Origin of the sequence: Micromonospora sp. NPDC023966 (genome assembly GCF_040639095.1) — a bacterium.
Taxonomy (GTDB): Bacteria; Actinomycetota; Actinomycetes; order Mycobacteriales; family Micromonosporaceae; genus Micromonospora.
In genome coordinates this window covers 16,342-34,172 of record NZ_JBEZZJ010000021.1, presented here as the reverse complement: position 1 = coordinate 34,172, position 17,831 = coordinate 16,342, and the positions used below count along the sequence as shown (strand labels likewise).

At 69.3% G+C, this 17,831-nt stretch carries 16 protein-coding genes and 1 pseudogene; 11 read left to right on the top strand and 6 right to left on the bottom strand.

Translation table 11 applies throughout. The features are described from left to right. Positions 1-36 precede the first annotated feature (36 nt). Positions 37-893: pseudogene (locus tag AB0F68_RS23930) on the bottom strand (NAD(P)/FAD-dependent oxidoreductase); the annotation flags it as partial. Between the two features lie 435 nt (positions 894-1,328). On the opposite strand from AB0F68_RS23930, the gene AB0F68_RS23925 reads away from it, so the two are divergent. The 4 genes from AB0F68_RS23925 (at position 1,329) to AB0F68_RS23910 (ending at position 4,766) form a co-directional block, all read left to right on the top strand. After that, positions 1,329-1,598, top strand: coding sequence for an aldehyde dehydrogenase family protein (locus AB0F68_RS23925; protein ID WP_357341868.1), 270 nt, complete (start codon positions 1,329-1,331; stop codon positions 1,596-1,598). A gap of 66 nt (positions 1,599-1,664) precedes the next feature. Next, positions 1,665-2,780, top strand: coding sequence for a hypothetical protein (locus AB0F68_RS23920; protein WP_357341866.1), 1,116 nt, complete (start codon positions 1,665-1,667; stop codon positions 2,778-2,780). Between the two features lie 7 nt (positions 2,781-2,787). Further along, on the top strand, positions 2,788-4,302 hold the full coding sequence (locus AB0F68_RS23915; RefSeq protein WP_357341864.1) for an ethanolamine ammonia-lyase reactivating factor EutA: 1,515 nt from the start codon (positions 2,788-2,790) through the stop codon (positions 4,300-4,302). 137 nt (positions 4,303-4,439) lie between these two features. After that, positions 4,440-4,766: a winged helix-turn-helix domain-containing protein gene (locus AB0F68_RS23910; RefSeq protein WP_357341861.1), complete on the top strand. Its 327-nt coding sequence runs from the start codon at positions 4,440-4,442 to the stop codon at positions 4,764-4,766. A gap of 1 nt (position 4,767) precedes the next feature. Here AB0F68_RS23910 and AB0F68_RS23905 read toward each other — a convergent pair whose 3' ends face one another. Then, positions 4,768-5,220 carry an RpiB/LacA/LacB family sugar-phosphate isomerase gene (locus AB0F68_RS23905; RefSeq protein ID WP_357341857.1) on the bottom strand — a complete coding sequence of 151 codons (453 nt, stop codon included), beginning with the start codon at positions 5,218-5,220 and terminating at the stop codon, positions 4,768-4,770. 11 nt (positions 5,221-5,231) lie between these two features. Next, complete coding sequence (locus AB0F68_RS23900) at positions 5,232-6,176, bottom strand: ABC transporter substrate-binding protein (RefSeq protein WP_357341855.1); 945 nt, start codon at positions 6,174-6,176, stop codon at positions 5,232-5,234. 105 nt (positions 6,177-6,281) lie between these two features. Between AB0F68_RS23900 and AB0F68_RS23895 the strand changes: the two genes are divergently transcribed. Then, a complete protein-coding gene (locus AB0F68_RS23895; RefSeq protein WP_357341853.1) occupies positions 6,282-6,503 on the top strand; it encodes a hypothetical protein in 222 nt (73 codons plus the stop codon). Between the two features lie 30 nt (positions 6,504-6,533). Here AB0F68_RS23895 and AB0F68_RS23890 read toward each other — a convergent pair whose 3' ends face one another. Together AB0F68_RS23890 and AB0F68_RS23885 are read right to left on the bottom strand one after the other, a co-directional pair. Continuing rightward, positions 6,534-7,787, bottom strand: a complete 1,254-nt coding sequence (locus AB0F68_RS23890; protein ID WP_357341851.1) for an FAD-dependent oxidoreductase — start codon at positions 7,785-7,787, stop codon at positions 6,534-6,536. Then, positions 7,784-8,107 (bottom strand): 2Fe-2S iron-sulfur cluster-binding protein, encoded by a 324-nt coding sequence (locus tag AB0F68_RS23885; RefSeq protein WP_322440922.1) that lies wholly within the window; start codon positions 8,105-8,107, stop codon positions 7,784-7,786. The genes AB0F68_RS23890 and AB0F68_RS23885 overlap by 4 nt, the downstream gene beginning before the upstream one ends. A 225-nt stretch (positions 8,108-8,332) precedes the next feature. On the opposite strand from AB0F68_RS23885, the gene AB0F68_RS23880 reads away from it, so the two are divergent. Then, positions 8,333-9,073: a class II aldolase/adducin family protein gene (locus AB0F68_RS23880; RefSeq protein ID WP_357341848.1), complete on the top strand. Its 741-nt coding sequence runs from the start codon at positions 8,333-8,335 to the stop codon at positions 9,071-9,073. Between the two features lie 12 nt (positions 9,074-9,085). On the opposite strand, the gene AB0F68_RS23875 is transcribed toward AB0F68_RS23880, so the two are convergent. Further along, on the bottom strand, positions 9,086-10,363 hold the full coding sequence (locus AB0F68_RS23875; RefSeq protein WP_357341847.1) for an MFS transporter: 1,278 nt from the start codon (positions 10,361-10,363) through the stop codon (positions 9,086-9,088). Positions 10,364-11,143: 780 nt separating this feature from the next. On the opposite strand from AB0F68_RS23875, the gene AB0F68_RS23870 reads away from it, so the two are divergent. The 5 genes from AB0F68_RS23870 to AB0F68_RS23850 all read left to right on the top strand — a co-directional run bounded on the left by AB0F68_RS23870 (position 11,144) and on the right by AB0F68_RS23850 (position 17,801). After that, positions 11,144-12,277, top strand: coding sequence for an ABC transporter substrate-binding protein (locus AB0F68_RS23870; RefSeq protein ID WP_357341845.1), 1,134 nt, complete (start codon positions 11,144-11,146; stop codon positions 12,275-12,277). Next, complete coding sequence (locus AB0F68_RS23865) at positions 12,274-13,410, top strand: extracellular solute-binding protein (RefSeq protein WP_357341843.1); 1,137 nt, start codon at positions 12,274-12,276, stop codon at positions 13,408-13,410. Before AB0F68_RS23870 ends, AB0F68_RS23865 begins: the two co-directional genes overlap by 4 nt. Positions 13,411-13,485: 75 nt before the next feature. Further along, positions 13,486-15,219 carry an iron ABC transporter permease gene (locus AB0F68_RS23860; RefSeq protein ID WP_357341841.1) on the top strand — a complete coding sequence of 578 codons (1,734 nt, stop codon included), beginning with the start codon at positions 13,486-13,488 and terminating at the stop codon, positions 15,217-15,219. A 23-nt stretch (positions 15,220-15,242) separates the two neighbouring features. Further along, a complete protein-coding gene (locus AB0F68_RS23855; RefSeq protein WP_357341839.1) occupies positions 15,243-16,388 on the top strand; it encodes an ABC transporter ATP-binding protein in 1,146 nt (381 codons plus the stop codon). Positions 16,389-16,457: 69 nt separating this feature from the next. After that, positions 16,458-17,801, top strand: coding sequence for an MFS transporter (locus AB0F68_RS23850; RefSeq protein ID WP_357341838.1), 1,344 nt, complete (start codon positions 16,458-16,460; stop codon positions 17,799-17,801). The last annotated feature ends 30 nt before the right edge of the window (positions 17,802-17,831 follow it).

The following is a 17,831-nucleotide window of genomic DNA, read 5'->3' as shown; positions in this document are numbered from 1 at the left end:
TGACTCCAGGCGCAGCGCGCCGTGCTCGGGGTGGGCGGTGACCGTGCAGTCGCCGGCGGCGGCGATGCTGGGGACGCTCGTGCGGGCGAGCTCGTCGACGACGATGCCGCCGACGCACTCCAGGCCGAGCGACTCGGCGAGCTCGGTGTGCGGCACGAGGCCGATGCCGACCACGACGACGTCGGCGGGCAGCAAGCGTCCGTCGCAGAGCTCGACGCTGTCCACGCGGCCGTCGCCACCGAAGCCCGCGACCGCCGTGTCGAGGAGCACCTTCGTGCCGCGACGGCGGTGTGCGGCGGCGTAGAACTCGGACATCTCCGGTGCCACGGCGCGCGGCATCAGCCGTTCCGCGGTCTCGACGACGGTGACGTGCTTGCCGGCCGCCGTCGCGGCCGCAGCGGCCTCCAGGCCGACGAAGCCGCCCCCGACGACCACGACGTTGCCGGCGGCCCCGAGTTCCGTGCGCAGGGCGGCGGCGTCGTCAACGTCGCGCAGGTAGTGGATGCCCGCGAGGTCCGACCCGGCACCTGCATCCGCCGCGGCGCGCCGCCGACGGTGAGCGCGAGCCGGTCGAAGCCGAGCGTGCGGCCGCTGCGCGTCGTCGCCACGCCGGCGCCCTTTTGCGGGTCGGTCAGGCGGATCGCGTCAACCCACTCGCCGCAGACCAGGTCGATGTCGTGGTCGCGGTAGAAGTCAGGCCCCCGCAGCACTAGTCCGTCCTCCGGCAGCTTGCCCTGGAGGTAGGCCTTCGACAGCGGCGGACGCTGGTACGGCGCCCGCGACTCGCGCCCGATCAGTGTGATGCCTCCGGTGGCCCCGAGGTCGCGCAGGCTTGTCGCCAGCTGCAGGCCGGCCTGGCTCGCTCCGATGACCAGCGTGCCGACCCGTTCCATCGTTCCCCTTTGGTTAGACCATTACGCCTTACGTCGAAGGCAGACTCTGCGTGAAGGCGGCGGAGGAGCTGGGTGAACGCGTGTCTTTCGGGCGGAAATTTGCGGCGGCTCGACAATTCGAACGGTCTCAAGAAGGTTAGCGGCGGTGAGTGACTCGGGGTCGAGAGCGCTCTCCGGTCGCGACGCGGCTGCGACCCGGCGAGGGGTCACAGCCGACGTCCGACACGGGCGGAGTCTTGAGATTTGATTCGATGATTGGTTAGACCAATAGTCTATTTTTGTGGTACGTTCCTGTGGGGGCGCCACCCGGGGTCGCGCCAGTCGCTGAAGCGCGATTCGCGGACGTCGTACGAAACCGGGGGAGCGAGCTCTCTTCCCCAGAAAGGGTGATCTTGCTGTGGTCCAGGCCGAGAACGTGACCAGGCCCCAGCGGGCATGCTGATCGACGGCGAACTCGTGATGGCGCCGGACGGTGCGGTGCTGCCGTCCGAGAGTCCCGCGACCGAGGAGATCATCGGCGAGCTGCCCGATGCGACCGCCGAGGACGTCGACCGTGCCGTGCGGGCCACCCGCCGGGCGAGCATGGAGTGGTCCGCGACGGCTTGGTCCAAGCGCGGGGCCGTATCGTACGCGGCGGACCTTCGGCGGAGCGCGGCCCGGCGACGCGCTGAGATCGTCGGATCGCTCCTCAGCGCTCGGACCTGACACTCGCCTGCGGTTGGCCTCACCCGGAGCGGTCATACCTTTAACCAGTTGAACTGGAGGAAACCCGTGGCCAAGGACGCACTCGTCTCCGACGAGCTCGCCAAGAAGTTCAAGACCGAGAAGGACTCACCTTACGTGCGCTGGGTGCGCGACGAGGGCCTCGACATCATCGCCGCGCACTACGTCTACGACCTGAACACCGTCGAGCTGAAGCCGTGGGCGCGCCGCGGCGGTCGGGGCGTGTTCATCAACCACGAGGCCTCGCGGACCTCCAACGACTGCTACGTGTGCGAGATCCCGGGCGGCGGGGAGCTCAACCCGCAGCGCCAGCTGTTCGAGGAGATGATCCTCGTGCTGTCCGGCCACGGCTCCACCTCGGTGTGGAACGACGCCGGCCAGAAGGTCACCTTCGAGTGGGGCCCGGGTTCCCTCTTCGCGATCCCGCTCAACACCTGGCACCAGCACTTCAACGGCTCGGGCACGGAGGCGGCCCGGTTCGTCTCCTCGACCAACATGCCGCCGGTCCTCAACCTCTACGACGACGTCGACTTCGTCTTCAACACCGCGCACGACTTTCCGAATCGGTTCGCCGGTGAGCCCGACTACTTCGCGGACAAGGAGGAGGTCGACGGCTTGCTGCTGAAGACCAACTTCGTCGCGGACGCGGTCAACCTGCCGCTCATCGCGGCCAAGGAGCGCGGCGCCGGCGGCGGCCACATCCGCTTCTCCATGGCGCGCGGCTCGATGAACAGCCACATCTCGCAGTTCCCGACGGCGACGTACAAGAAGGGCCACCGGCACGGTCCGGGCGCCCACGTCATCATCCTGTCCGGCGAGGGCTTCAGCCTCATGTGGCCCGAGGGCGAGGAGCCCAAGCGCTACGACTGGAAGGCGGGCAGCATGATCGTGCCGCCGAACATGTGGTTCCACCAGCACTTCAACACCGGCACCGAGCCGGCTCGCTACCTCGCCTTCAAGCACGAGGTGGTCTCGGTCCGCAACGCCCAGGGTGTCCCGAAGGCCTGGATCAGCCAGCGCGTCGGTGGTGATCAGATCGACTACGCCGACGAGCACCCGCTGGTGCGGGAGACCTTCGCCAAGGCGCTCGCCGGGAACGGTCTCGTGCCGCAGATGGACGCCGCCTACGAGGCCGAACTGGCCGACCTGCCGCCCAAGCCGTGAGCCGACAGTGAGCATATGGGTAGGGCACGGGCACCACGACCGGGACGACGACCACGACCATCACGACGGTGAGCCCGACTCCAACGTGATGTGGGTGCAGGACAACGTCGTCCTGCACAGTGTCGGCGTCGACATCGGGTCGGCGACCACCCAGATCGCGTTCTCCCGGCTCCACCTCCGTCGCCACGCGGCCGACCTGACCAGCCGCTACATCGTGGTCCGGCGCGAGCTGGTCCACGACGGCGGGACCCGGTTGACGCCGTACGCCGACGGCAACCTGATCGACGCCGTCGCGCTCGGCACGATGCTCGACGAGGCGTACGCCAGCTCCGGCTGGACCGCGGACGACATCGACACCGGGGCGGTCATCCTCACCGGCGAGGCGCTGCGGCGCGCCAACGCCGAGCTGATCGGCAAGGTCGTCGCGCAGCGGGCTGGGCAGTTGGTCTGCGCGACGGCCGGCCATCACATGGAGGCGCTGCTGGCCGCCTACGGCTCCGGCACGGTGCGCCGCTCGCACGACGAGGCGAGCGTGCTGCTCAACGTCGACATCGGCGGCGGCACCACCAAGCTGACCCTCGTCGAGCGGGGGCGCGTGGTGGGCACCGCAGCGTTCCTGGTCGGCGGGCGGCTCGCGGTCGTCGACGACGGCGTGCTGGTGCGGCTCGAGCCGGGCGGCGCGCGGCACGCGGCCGCCGCGGGCTTCACCTGGGAACTCGGCGGCGCGGTGTCGCCGGCCGAGCTGGTCCACGTCGGCGAGGTCATGGCCAAGGCGGTCGCGGATGCAATCGCTGGCAAGCCCGATCTCTACCTCACCGACCTCCTACCGCTGCCCGACGCTGTCGACGGCGTCGTCGTGTCCGGAGGGGTCTCCGCCTACCTCCACGGCCGCGAAACCCAGTCGTACGGCGACCTCGGGCCCGCCCTGGCCGACGGCCTCCGACGCCGCTTCTCCGAGGGCAGCCTGCCCGGGCCGCTGCTGGCCGGCGAGGAGGCCATCCGCGCGACCGTCGTGGGCGCCTCCGAGCACACCGTGCAGCTCAGTGGCATCACCGGCCATCTGAGCGACCCGGAGGCCAGCCTGCCGCGGCGCGACCTGCCGGTGGCGCATCTCGACGACGCCGTGGGAGACGAGGTTGACGAGGTCGCGGTCGCCGACGGCGTACGGGGGGCGTTCGCGGGGCGCGACATCGGGCCCGACCAGGAGGCGGTGCTCGCCGTGACGTGGGGGGCCGGAGCGCCACGCTACCCGCGGGTCGCGGCGCTCGCCCGCGGGCTCGTCGCCGGGCTGGGCGACCGGGCTGCCGCCGGGCGCACGGTCTACCTCATGCTCGACGGCGACGTCGCGATGACGCTGGGGCGGATCCTCACCGAGGAGCTCGGCGTGGAGGCTGCGCTCGTGGTGCTCGACGGCATCCAGCTGCGGGAGTTCGACCACGTCGATCTCGGCCGGGTCCGGCCGATCTCCGGAAACGTCCCGATCACGATCAAGTCACTGGCCTTCACGCACGGACGGGACTGATCTGGCTGTGCCGTGCGCCTTCCATAGGATGTGGGTGCGGCGCAGGTAGGCCCAGGTCCGAGCGCGGAGCGGCCGAAGCCGCTGCGCCCATCCCGATTGCGGTGCGGGCCGAAAACGTCTCGGCGACCCAGCCGATCATGGGGCTTGTTCGCTGGCGAGGGGTGTTCCGCGGCGAGACGGAGATCGACCTGTCCGCGCGGGAGTTCGACATCCCCGCTCTGCTGCTCACCCGCGCCGGGCAGTGCCTGATCCGCTACCAGATCCTTGACGAGTTGTGGGACGGCGAAGCGGACATCCGCTCCAACGGCAGCTCCTCGACGCCACCAACCACGTGCTCGCCACCAGCCCCGGCCTGCCAGCTGGAGGAGTGCCTGCCGCGCGCGGAGTACTGGGACGTCCCGGTCGGCGAGCAGACCGAGCAGACGGCGCCGGCCAGCGTGATGCGGTTTGTCGACGGGGTGTAGGTCAACCAAGTGACTCGCCACGCTCCAGCGCCGCGATCTGGTCCAGGCGGTGCTGGTGCCGGTCTCCCTTGAAGGGGGTGGCGAGCCAGGTCGAAGTGATCTCCGCCGCCTCCTCCGGACCGACCACCTTGGCACCGAGCACGAGGACGTTGGTCTTGTTGTGCGCGCTCGAGATCTCGGCGAGGAACACGGAGTGGCACAGGCCGGCGCGAATGCCCCGGATCTTGTTGCACGCGATCGCTTCTCCGCCGCCGGTGCCGCCGATCACGATGCCTCGCTCGGCGCGAGCTTCCACGACCTGCCGGCCGATGTCGGCGCAGAGCGGCGGGTAGTCCACGAGCTCGGTGTCGTGCGCCCCGCGGTCGTCTACCTCGTGACCCTCGGCCGTCAGCCACCGGATCAGCTGAGCCTTCATGGCGACGCCGTTGTGATCCGCTCCGATGACGATCCGCATGGTCTAACTCCTCAAGCGGTCAGCTGGTGCGTGCTCTGCGGGAACAGGTCCGTCACGGCGGGCGGGCGGTCGAGAATCCGCTGGCGTACGGCGTGTGAGATGAGTTGTTCTATCATCGGCCGGTTCGGGGCGATGCCGTACGGGAGGGGATCCTCGCCGGTGAGCTCCATGACCCGCTGGTACATCCGGTCGGTCGGGGTCGGAGCTTCGATCGCGTCCGCGCGCAGCTTCTCGACGTAGCGCCGCTTGGCCTCGGCGAACGCCTCGAACAGCGCGTTCGCCAGCGCGGGATGCGCCTCGAGCAACTCGTCCTTGACGACCACGAGGTGGTTGATGGGGTACAGCCCGCGCTGGCGTAGCGCCGCGAAGGCCGCCTCCTCGGCGTCGGGGATCAGCGGGACCAGTGGGCCGCTCGCCTCGACGCCGACCGCGGCCGCCAGCTCGCCCGTTGTCACCGACGTCTGTAGGTCTTCCCCCGGCCGCATCGCGACCACATTGGCCGGCCGTCGGTACTCCGCGACGTGCTCGTCGCCGGAGGGCACCCACGTCACCTTTTCCAGGTCGACGCCGTACTCGTCGGAGAGGATGCCCCGGGCCCACACTCCCGTCGTGACGGTGTAGCCCCGGTTGACGCCCACCCGGCGGCCCTGCAGGTCGGCCGGGGTCCGGACGCCGGCGGTGGGGTGGTGCACGATGGCGCCATGGTGGAAACCGCGCACCAGGAAGATGGGCAGAGCGGTGAAGCGCTTGCCGTGGGCCCTGGCGCAGAGGTAGGTCGTGAACGCCATCTCGCAGACGTCGAACTCCAGCTCGCGCACCATCCGACGGAACGCCTGGACGAGGACGGGGACCTCCCGGAAGTCGAGGCTGAAGCCCTGGGGTGTGACACCGGCGTCCTTCAGGGCCTGGTTGTTCCCCTGGGTCCGGGTCACGGTCGTGAGATGCAGCGGCGCCATCGTCCTGCTCAGCTCCCTCGTGTTCGCCGGGCTGCCGGAACGTGCCCGTACCCCTATTCTGAGGCGACCGTAGCATAACTGTTAGACCATAAGACCACAGCGCTGGTGGGGGTTATCGATGCCGGATGCCGGGACGTGGCGGAGCTGACCCGAATCACCTTCCCGGCCTGGTCGCGGTGCGTGTCGGCGACCGGAACGATCAAGGAAACACTCGGGAGCGTCAACGTGCCGCTCGTCTGCGCCGGTCAGCTGGTGCGGCCCGGTGACGTGATCGTGGCCGACGACGAGTTGTTCGCCCCGGAGTCGACCGCGTCGGCGGTGGTCTGAGGGCCGGTGCCGCCCGCCGCCGGCGGGGCGTCAGGCCGCAGGCCTCAGGAGCAGCTCCTTGAGGGGCACGTCGGAGGCCGCCGCACCTTCCGCTGGAATCGACATGCCGCTGGCGAGAGCCTTGCGCACCGTCAGGTAGTCGCGGGTGTTGTTGACGGCGTTGATGGCCAGCAGTCTTCCCCCGCGGTAGTACAGGACCGAGAAGCTCTCGCCGTCGGGATCGCCGCGCACCACGAGCTGGTCGTAGCCGATCGGCACACCGGCGATCTGCAGTTTGAGGTCGTACTGGTCCGACCAGAACCATGGCACGTCGGTGTAGGGCTGCTGCCTGCCGACCAGCGTTGCCGCTGCCGCCCGTGCCTGGGCAACGGCATTGGGCACGGACTCCAGACGCATCCGCCCCTCGCCCGTCAGCGGGTCGGGCGCCGCGGTGCAGTCGCCCGCCGCGACGACGGCGCACTCACTGGTACGGGCGTACTCGTCGACCACGATCCCGCCGTCGCACCGGAGGCCGAGCTGTTCGGCGAGTTCGGTGCGGGGGACGACGCCGACGCCGACGACGACCAGACCGGCGGGGAGCAGCTCGCCGTCGACGAGCCGGACGCCGGTAACCCGACCGTGCTCGCCCTCAATCGCGGCGACGCCGGCGCCGAGGCGGATCCGCGTCCCGCGCCGGATGTGCGCCCGTCGGTAGAACTCCGAGATCTCCGGCGCCACGGAGCGGGCGATCAACCGGTCAGCTGCCTCCACCACGGTGACGTTTGCGCCTTCCGATCTGGCGACCGCGGCCACTTCGAGGCCGATGAAGCCGCCGCCAACGACCACGACGTCGCGCGCCGCCGCCAGGTGGGTCCGGATCTGGGCGGCATCGTCGACACCGCGTAGGTAGCAGACGCCGTCGAGGCCGACGCCGGGCACGTGGAGGCGTCGGGGGCGGGCGCCCACGGTCAGGGCGAGCCGATCGAACATCAGTGTGCGACCGCGATCGGTCAGCGCGGTCCCGGAACCGGGTGGGCCGGAGGGGGAGAGGTGGAGCCGGGTGACCCGCTCCGCGGCCAGCACCGTGATCCGCTGCTCGGCATAGAACGACCCGGTGCGCAGTGGGAGGGTGGCGATGTCCGCGGTCCCGGCGAGGAACGCCTTGGACAGCGGAGGACGCTCGTACGGGGGGTGCGACTCGGCACCCACGAGGGTGATCGCTGCGTCGTGACCGTAGTCCCGCAGGGAGGCGGCCAGCTGGACACCGGCCTGGCTCGCGCCGACGATCAGTACCCCGCCGTTCACGGCTGGTCTTCCGGCACCTCGACGGTGATCCCGTCCAGGGCCTCGGTGAGTTTGATCTGGCAGGACAGGCGGCTCGTGCTCCGGCGGTCCGACACGCCGAGGTCCAGCATGTCGTCCTCGAGGTCGTTCGCCGGGCCGACGAGTGCCGCGAAATCCTCGTCCACGTAGACGTGGCACGTGGCGCAGGACAGGTTGCCCCCGCACTCCCCGATGATGCCGGGGACACCGTTCCTTACGGCGGTCGCCATGACCGAGTCCCCGACCGCTGCGTCGATCGTGCGCCGCGAACCGTCGAGGGCGACAAAGATGACCTTGGGCACTTTCGCGTTCCTCTCGGCTGCATCTCGCGTCCTGCGAATGGTATGACCATACTACCCTAAGCCGCCGACGGGTACTCCGGCGGCGAGGAAAGGGTTGCCGACCCGGAGGAGTGCCTCTTGCGGTCCGGGCCGCGCTCAGCCACTGTGGTGGGTCCGTGGCGCTCCCCGTCCGGCGGTGATGCCGCGGGTCGACGTCAGCATCCGGCCGAATGGAACCCTGTGACCATGCCCGCCGAACTCGCCGACCCGCGCCGGACCGTCGCCCTGGCATGCCGCATCCTCGCGAACTCCGGCCTGGTGGAGGACATCCTCGGCCATGTCAGCGTGCGGGTGGGCCACGACCGGATGCTCGTGCGGTGCCGGGGACCGCAGGAAGAGGGTCTGCTGTTCACCCTCCACCGGGACGTGCACTTGGTGGACCTCGATGGGAGCGGTGACCTTCCGGCGGGCTGGGTGGTCCCCAACGAGCTGCCGATCCATGGCGAACTGCTTCGGGCACGGCCCGAGATCGACGCGGTCGTGCACTGCCACCCGCCTGCGGTGCTGCTGGCCGGGGTGGAGGAGGTGCCGCTGCGCCCCGTCTTCGGCGCCTATCACATCCCCGCTGCTCGTCTCGCCGTCGACGGAATACCGGTCTACCCGCGGGCTGGTCTCGTACGCCGCCCCGAACTCGGCCGCGAACTCGTCGAGACGATGGGGTCGTCCACCGTGTGCCTCATGCGGGGTCACGGGATCACCACCGTCGGGTCGGGAGCGCACGCCGTCGAGCAGGCCGTCGTGCGCGCGTTGGCCGTCGACGTACTCGCCCGGGTCAGCGTCGAGCGGGCACGGCTCGGCGACCGGGCGGCCGACCTCACCGCGGAGGATCTCGCGGAGCTGCCGGACCTCGGCTCATCGTTCAACGACCTGAACATGTGGCGTCATCACATCGCCAGACTGCGGCTGGCCGGGCTGGCGTTGGAGTAGGAAGGCGGTACGTCACGATGTGGTCGCGGGCTCCGCCTCGGCCGGCTCCGGCGCTCGGACGCGGCGCAGTTGTGGCAGCACCGCCAGCGCGGCGAGTCCTGCGGAGATCCCGGCGACCAGGAGACCCGCCCGCGCCCCCCACTGCTCGCAGACCCATCCGATGATCGGTCCGCCCAGCGGGGTGCTGCCGAGGAAGACGATGCCGTGCAGGGCCATCACCCGGCCCTGCATCGTCGCTTCGGCGCCGAGCTGAAGCAACGTGCGGGCGAGGGTGTTGACGCAGATGTTCGCGACGCCGAGGCCGACCATCACCACCAACGCGATGCCGAGTCCCGGCGCGAGCGCGGCGATCAGGTTGACGGCCGCGAAGACGCCCGTCCAGACGAGCAGCGACCAGGCGGTGACGCTCGCGCGGGCGGCGCTGGCGAGCGCCCCGAGTACGGCGCCGGCCCCGAGCGCCGATGTCAGCCAGCCGTAGACCTCGGGACCGCCGCCGAAGGTGTCGCGTGCGAGCAGCGGCAGCACCACGCGGAAATTCTGGCCCAGCAGGGCCACCACGGCGACGAGCAGCATGCAGGCTCGTAACTCCGGGTGCTGCCAGGCGTAGCGCAGGCCCTGCCGTGCCTGGCCGCTCTCCCGCAGTGCGCGCGGCCGGCGATGGAGTTGCCGGGGATTCACCCGTACCAGGCCGACCAGGACGGCCGCGAAGGACAGCGCGTTGATCGCGAAGGCCGCCCCGACGTTGACGCCGGCGATGAGGAGGCCGGCGACGGCGGGGCCGACAAGGCGCCCGGCGTTGTGGACGGTGGAGTGGAGCGCCTGGGCGTTCACGTAGTTCTCGGGCTCGACCAGCTCGGTGATGAACGCGTGCCGCGCGGGCACGTCAATGACGGTGACCAGACCCAGTCCCAGCGCGAGCAGGTAGACCATCCAGAGCGTCACCGCGTGCGACAGCACGAGCGCCGCGAGCGCCGCGGCGAGCAGGGCGCTGACCGCCTGGGTGACCATGATCGCCCGACGCCGGTCGATCCGGTCGACGAGTACGCCGCCCCACAGGCCGAGGAGGAGCATCGGCAGGAACTGCAGCGCGCTCGCGACACCCAGCGCGACGGGGGAGTGCGACAGGTCGAGCACCAGCCAGTCCTGCGCGACCCGTTGCATCCAGGTGCCCGCGACGCTCACCGCGTGCCCGACGAAGAACCGCCGGTAGTTGGGTACGGCCAAGGAGCGGAACGTGCGCTGTCGTGCCGCCACCAGGTGGTGGACCAGCAATCCGCCGAGTCGACGCAAGAGGTCCCTCCCCGAGATTGGCCCAATGGTATTACGTTCTAGCCGAGGCGGGGCTCCCGGGCAATGCGCCGCCCCTCACAAAGCGGATCGGTCCCGCCTCGCCCGCCAGACCGACATGTCGACGAGGGGGGCTCATGGAGACAACGGTTGCCGTCAGCGTGATCCACCACCTCGGGCCGCTCGGCGCGGGCCAGGGCGTCAAGACGGCGAACAATCTCGTGCACTGGGCGTAGATCTGCGCGATAACCGAGGCCCCGGAACTCGCCCGCCGGTTCGGGGTCTCCGTACCCCGTCCTGCGCCGAGCTCTCATCGATGGCCGACCGACTCGCGCAGGCTGCGCGAGCTGGACCAGATGCGGCTGACCTGGCACGCGAAGGGCCTAGCCAACACGGCTGCCATGGCGCATTGTATACAACCTGACATTCCCATCGCCGAGACGGCCCGCGAGGTTCTGCGCGGGATCGCGGTAGGGGGCGCCGCCCGGGTGCTAGCAGGAGGTCCGCTCCACCCCTTGCCCGACGCGTAACATTCCGGTAAACATTTGGATCAAAGATTAGACCTTTAGTCCCCTGGTGCTATTGACTAGCGTGACGCGGAACACAGGAGGCAACAGTGCGCGACGACTACCTGCCCGGCGTGCTCGCGAACGAGAAGCGGCACGGGGGCTGAGCCCAGGAAGAACGCGGCGCGCACACATCGATTTCACGCGGGGGAACCACACATCCACATGTCGCTGGGCCGGCAGGCGCCCCGCCCACAGAGCTCGCAGGAGAGCAGCGATGCGACACCACGTAATCGTCAGATCGGTGGCCATCACGGCCGCCGCCCTCCTCCTTGCGGCCTGCGGCGGATCGCCCACGGCCTCCGACAACGGGTCCGCCCGCGGCAACGACGCGGCAAAGCAGACCGCGGCGAAGGCGCAGGAGGTCTACGACCGCATCAACGGCCTCACCGGGGAAGAGCGGCGCAAGACCCTCGTCGAGCTTGCCGAGAAGGAAGGCAAGCTCTCGATCTACACCTCCAACACCGACATGGACAAGTTGGTCGAGGGGTTCGAGGACGCGTACGACATCGATGTGAGCGTCTACCGGGGGAACTCGGAATCGGTCCTCCAGCGGATCCTGCAGGAGCAGCAGGCGAACTACCTCGGCAACGACTTCGTCGACACCAACGCCGGCGAACTCAACATCCTGAACAAGGAGGGAAAGCTCTACCCCTACAAGGGCGAGCTGCGCGACAAGGTCCGCAAGGAGGGCCAGGCCGAGGGCTGGACCGCCTCCCGGTTCAACGTCTTCGTCGTCGGCTGGAACACGAACCGGGTCAAGCCCGGCCAGGAGCCGAAGTCCTTCGAGGAGCTGGCCGACCCGAAGTGGAAGGGTCAGGTCTCGATGGAGGTCGGCGACGTCGACTGGTTCGCCGGCCTGTACAAGTACTACCAGGACCAGGGCAAGTCCGAGGCTGAGGTCAAGGACTTCTTCACGAAGATCGCCGCCAACTCCAAGGTCGCCAAGGGTCACACAACCCAGGGTGAACTGCTCTCCGCCGGCCAGTTCGGCGTGACGGTCTCGTCTTACAGCCACACCGTGGATAAGGCTGCCGACAAGGGCGCGCCGGTGACCTGGCACCCCGCCTCGGGTGTCCCGGTCCAGCCGATCCTCGTTCGCCCGAACGGCGTGGCGCTGATGAAGACGGCCACCAACCCGGCTGCCGCGATGCTCTTCGCGGACTGGGAGCTCACCGAGGGGCAGAAGATCCTCGCGGACGCCTTCCGCATCGGGTCGATTCCCACCGGCAAGGACCCGCTGGCCGGCCTGAAGGTCGTCGCCGTGCCCGAGCAGGAACTGCTCGACAACGCCAAGAAGTGGGACAGCCTGTACGCCGAAATCCTCGAGGCTGGGCAGGAGATCAAATGAAAACCATAGGACTCTGGCGCCGGGGGAGACTGGCGTGCGTGCTCGCGGCCGGCATCGCGCTCACCCTCGTCGGTGGCTGCGGCGGCTCGCCCACGGCGGGCGGTCCGAAGGCCGGCGGTAGCGACGGGCCGACGGCCGCGGAGAAGGTCTACGCCGAGATCGCCGGACTCTCCGGCAAGCAGCGGCGGGACAAGCTCGTCGAGCTCGCGGAGAAGGAAGGCAAGCTCGACCTCTACACCTCGATGACCAGCGATGTCGCCGACGCCGTGACCGGGGAGTTCAGTGACAAGTTCGGCATCGACGTCAACGTCTACCGGGCCGGATCGGAGACGGTGCTGCAGCGGATCCTGCAGGAGCAGGGCGCCAACTTCCGGGGCAACGACGTGGTCGAGACCAACGCGAACGAACTCTTCGCGTTGAACAAGGAGCACTTCCTCGCCGAGTACAAGGGCGAGCGGCGCGATCTCGTGCCGGAGGCGGGACGGTTCGAGGGGTGGACCGCGACCCGGTTCAACCTCTTCGCGCCGAGCTGGAACACCAAGCTCGTCCCCGCCGAGCAGCAGCCCAAGACGTGGGAGGATCTCGCCGACCCGAAGTGGGACGGCAAGCTCTCCATGGAGCTGGCCGACTACGACTGGTACCTCACGCTCTACGGCTACTGGAAGAAGCAGTCCAAGAGCGATGAGGAGATCGACCGACTCTTCGCCGCGATGGCTCAGGGGGCGAAGATCGCCAAGGGGCACACCGTCCAGGGCGAGCTCCTGTCGGCCGGGCAGTTCTCGGTGGTCGCCTCGAACTACTCCTACATCGTGGAGCGCGCGAAGAAGAAGGGCGCACCGGTCGACTACCTGCCCTTCGTGCAGCCCGTGATCGCCCGCCCCAACGGCGTCGGACTGATGAAGACCGCCCAGCACCCGGCGGCCGCGATGCTCTTCGCTGACTGGCTGCTCGAAGAGGGGCAGAAGCTCCTAGTGGACGAGGGACTGACGCCGGCCATCGTCGAGGACAACGACCCGCTCAAGGGCGTGGAGATCGTCCCGGTGGACGTGAAGACGCTGGTCGAGCACGGCGACGAGTGGAGCAAACGCTACGAGAAGGTCGTGTCCAACGGCGAGCAGGTCAAGGACAAGTAGCTGATCGCGGGCGGCGGCGCAGTCGGCGCCGCCGCCCGCCTGATCCGGTAGACAGGCTCCAGGAAGGGTGACGGCATGACCACCACGGCATCACCGGCCTTGCCGGCCACGAAGCCGGAGATCCGACGAGTGCGCCGGTGGTGGCCAACTCCGAAGCTGCTCATCATCGTCGCAGTCGTCGGAGTCATCGGCTATCTGGCTCTCGTGCCCCTCTACTACCTGCTCTGGGGCACCTTCTTCGACGCCAACGGCTTCAGCCTGGGCGGCTTCGCCCGCGCGTACGGCGACGGGCGAATCGGCGGCCTGGTCGCGAACTCGCTGTGGTTCGCGATCGGGGCGGCCGTCCTCGCCCTCTTCGTCGGCACCTCGCTGGCCTACCTCAACGTCCGCACGGACGTGCCGTTCAAGGCGTTGTTCTTCGCCGCGTCCATCATTCCGTTGATCATTCCCGGCATTCTGTACACCATCGCCTGGATCTTCCTGGCCAGCCCGGACATCGGCCTCCTGAACAAGGTGATCGAGCCGATCTTCGGGCACGGCATCGTCCTCGACGTCTTCACCGTCTGGGGGATGATCTGGGTCGAGGGCCTGCACCTGTCGCCGATCGTGTTCCTCCTGATGGTGGCCGCGTTCCGCGCCATGGACCCCTCGCTGGAGGAGTCGGCGCTGATGAGCGGGGCCACCCGGTTGCAGGTCTTCCGCAGGATCACCGTGCCGCTGACCCGTCCGGCGATCATCGCCGCGGTGCTCATCATGACGGTGCGCAGCCTGGAGAGCTTCGAGGTGCCGGCGCTGCTCGGTCTGCAGAACGGCATCTACGTCTTCACCAGCCGCATCTACTTCGTCCTGCGGACGTATCCGCCGGACCTCGGGGCGGCCGGCGCGCTGGCGGTCGGGCTGCTGGTGCTCGCGATGATCGGGGTGGCGATCTCCAACCTCGCGGGCCGGTCCGGGAAGAGCTTCCAGACCGTGACCGGTAAGGGATTCCGGCCCCGCCCGATGGAGCTCGGCCGGTGGCGGCCGGTGATGGGAGCCGCGATCCTCGCGTACTTCTTCTTCACCGTGGTCGGGCCGCTGCTCGTGCTCCTGTACACCTCGTTCCTCAAGTTCTACCAGCCGCCATCGGCCGCGGCGTTCAAGTCGATGTCGCTGGACAACTACCGCCAGCTGCTGCACCTCTCCCAGGCGATGACGGCGCTGAAGAACTCCGTCTACCTCGGCCTGGGCTCGGCCACCCTGGTGATGGCCGCCATGGCCATCGGCGCCTGGATCGTCGTACGGTCGCGAATTCCCGGCCGGCAGCTCGTCGACCAGCTCGCCTTCGTGCCGCTGGTGATCCCCGGCCTCGTCCTCGGACTTGCGCTCTCGTTCGTCTACCTGCGCAGCCCCATCCCGATCTACGGGACGCTGTTCATCCTGCTCATCGCCTACTGCACCCGCTACATGCCCTACGGCATGCGCTACGCGGTCACGTCGATGCAGCAGATCTCCGCGGAGCTGGAGGAGTCGGCCCAGGTCAGCGGTGCCAGCTGGTGGCAGACGTTCCGCCGGGTGCTGCTTCCGCTGCTGTCGCCAGGTCTGCTGGCGGGCTGGATCTACATCCTCGTGGTCTCGTTCCGCGAGTTGTCGAGCTCGATCCTGCTCTACAGCCCCGGCAACGAGGTGCTCTCCATCCTCATCTTCGAACAGTACGAAAACGGGCAGTTCACCGTCCTGTCGGCGCTCGGCGTCGTCATGGTGCTCACCCTCGTCGTCCTCGTCACCGTCGCGTACAAGCTCGGTGCCAAAGTCGGCCTCAAGCAGGACTGAACCGCCGCTGCCAGGAGGGCAAAGTGCTCTGTGTCAAGAACCTTGTGAAGACCTTCGACGGAGAACGGCGGCGACGGTCGCGAGCCGCGGGTGCCGAATCGGCCCGGGTCTTCGCCGTCAACGAGATCAGCTTCGACGTCGAGGACGGCTCCCTGTTCACCCTGCTCGGGCCGTCGGGCTGCGGGAAGACGACCACCCTGCGCTCCGTCGCCGGCCTCGAACGGCCCGACTCCGGGACAATCGAGGTCGGCGGACGGGTTCTCTTCGCCGACGGCTCGGGCGCAAAGACGGTGAACGTCCCCGCGAATGAACGGGGCCTGGGCATGGTCTTCCAGTCCTACGCCATCTGGCCGCACATGTCGGTCTTCAACAACGTCGCCTTCCCGCTGCAGGTGAGAAAGCGCGCGGACCGGCCCGGCAAGAAGGAGATCGCCGAGCGGGTCATGCGGGTGCTCCAGACGATGGAACTGGCCGACCTCGCCGATCGCCAGGCGACCAAGCTCTCCGGCGGGCAGCAGCAGCGGCTCGCCCTCGCCCGCGCCCTGGTCATCGAGCCCCCGCTGCTGCTGCTGGACGAGCCGCTGTCCAACCTCGACGCCAAGCTGCGGGAATCCCTGCGGTACGAGCTCAAGCGGCTGCAGCGGGAACTCGGGATCACCTCCGTGTACGTCACGCACGACCAGGTGGAGGCGTTGGTCCTCAGTACCTCGATCGCGGTGATGAGGGGCGGCAACGTGGTGCAGCTCGGGCGCCCGCGGGAAATCTACGAGAACCCCAACTGCCGGTTCGTCGCCGAGTTCATCGGCACCTCCAACTTCATCGCAGGCACCGTGAGTCAGCGCGAGAACGACCGCTACGTGGTCGACACAGCCGACGGCCCGCTCGTGCTCGACTCCGCCGCGTCGATTCCGGTCGGTACCGACGTGGTCGTCTCGATCCGGCCCGAGGCGGTCGAGGTCAGCACGGCGTCCCGAGCGGGCGAGGTGCCGAACGAGTGGACGGGCAAGGTGCTGACCCGCGCGTTCCTCGGGGAGGCCGTCGACCACGTCGTCGCGATGGGCCGGCACGAGATCCGCGCGCGCGGGAACCCCTCGGTCTCGATCGAGCAGGGGACCGAGGTGTACCTGCGGATGGACCCCAGCAAGCTGGCACTGGTACCGGTCGACTGAGGTGCACGTGAGCACGAGGAGTGAGCCGGGTTTGCGAGCCCCGCAGTCGCGAACGGACGGCAGGACGGCATGAATGTGCCCGACGTCCTGCGCAACCGCGACTTCAACCTCTACTGGGCTGGAGTCGTCCTCTCCCAGATCGGCACCCGCGGCACCGTCGCGGCCAACTTCTACCAGGTCTACCAACTCACCGACTCGATCGCGTACACCGGACTGGTCGGGGCGGCGCAGGCGCTGGCCCTGCTCGTGCTCAGCCCGCTCGGTGGGGCGCTGGCCGACCGCGTCGACCGCCGCCGTCTGCTGCAGACCGCCCAGGCCGTCGCGTTGCTCGTGGCCGCGGCCCTCGCGTGGCTGACGCTGACGGACCGGGCTCAGGCGTGGCACGTGGTCCTCTCCGTGGTCCTCACCACGGCGGCGGCGACCTTCGACCAGCCGGCCCGGCAGGCGCTCATCCCCGCGCTGGTACCCAAGCGCCAGATCGCGCAGGCGATCGCGCTGCTCAATCCCTCGCGGGAACTGGCGATCCTGGTCGGCCCCCTGATGGCCGGTGTGCTGATCGCGGTCGCCGGCCCGGGCCTGATGTACGTCGTCGACGCGGCGTCGTACGGCCTGCTGGTGGCCGTCCTCGCGGTGCTGCGCACACCGGCGCTGCAGGCGTCGGCCAAGCGGCGATCCGTGTTCGGCTCGATCGTGGAGGGGGCCCGGTACATCGGCCACCGCCCGCTGATTTACAACCTCATGGCACTGGACCTGTCGGCCACCGTGTTCAGCGCCTACCGGGTGCTCCTACCGGCGCTCGCCGTCGACGTCCTGCACGTGGGTGCCACCGGGTACGGCGTCCTGTCGGCCGCCCCGTCCGCCGGCGCGCTGCTCGCCACCTATTCGGTCTTCCGCACGGTGCAGCGCAGTCAGCGGCAGGGCCGGGTGCTGCTGGTCTCCACCGCGCTGTACGGCGTCGCGGCTCTGCTGCTGGCGCACTCGCCGGTGTTCGTCCTCGCGGTGCTGGCCGCCGGGCTCCTGGGGGCGTTCGACGCCATGGCCACCACCATCCGGCACGCCGCCGTGCAGATCGACACGCCGGACGAGCTGCGTGGCCGGGTGACGGCCTTCTACCAGATGTCCTCGCGGGGTGGGCCGGCGATCGGCGACGTGGTCGTCGGGGCCTTCGCCGGTCTCGTCGGACCAGTGGTGGCCCTCACCGTCGGGGCGTTCGGCCCGATCGTCGTCGCCGGCTCGTTCTGGTGGCGGGAGAACGTCGTGCGCTCCTACAGCGGCGTGGTGCCGGCCGAGGAGGTCGACGATCACGCAGCTGGGCCGACGCCCGAGGTTCCGGCCGACGAGCAGGTCGACGACCACCCGGCGAGGTCGACGCCGGAGGTCCCGGCCCCACAACCGGCGACGGAGAGCGGCTGACGTCAGGCACGCCGGGTTGCACCGACGGTG

Bases quoted from the DNA above. Each gene is read 5' to 3' on its own strand.
- AB0F68_RS23900 (WP_357341855.1), bottom strand. From the start codon at position 6,176: ATGGCGCCGCTGCATCTCACGACCGTGACCCGGACCCAGGGGAACAAC.
- AB0F68_RS23910 (WP_357341861.1), top strand. From the start codon at position 4,440: ATGGGGCTTGTTCGCTGGCGAGGGGTGTTCCGCGGCGAGACGGAGATC.
- AB0F68_RS23925 (WP_357341868.1), top strand. From the start codon at position 1,329: ATGCTGATCGACGGCGAACTCGTGATGGCGCCGGACGGTGCGGTGCTG.
- AB0F68_RS23865 (WP_357341843.1), top strand. From the start codon at position 12,274: ATGAAAACCATAGGACTCTGGCGCCGGGGGAGACTGGCGTGCGTGCTC.
- AB0F68_RS23880 (WP_357341848.1), top strand. From the start codon at position 8,333: ATGCCCGCCGAACTCGCCGACCCGCGCCGGACCGTCGCCCTGGCATGC.
- AB0F68_RS23860 (WP_357341841.1), top strand. From the start codon at position 13,486: ATGACCACCACGGCATCACCGGCCTTGCCGGCCACGAAGCCGGAGATC.
- AB0F68_RS23850 (WP_357341838.1), top strand. From the start codon at position 16,458: ATGAATGTGCCCGACGTCCTGCGCAACCGCGACTTCAACCTCTACTGG.
- AB0F68_RS23870 (WP_357341845.1), top strand. From the start codon at position 11,144: ATGCGACACCACGTAATCGTCAGATCGGTGGCCATCACGGCCGCCGCC.
- AB0F68_RS23905 (WP_357341857.1), bottom strand. From the start codon at position 5,220: ATGCGGATCGTCATCGGAGCGGATCACAACGGCGTCGCCATGAAGGCT.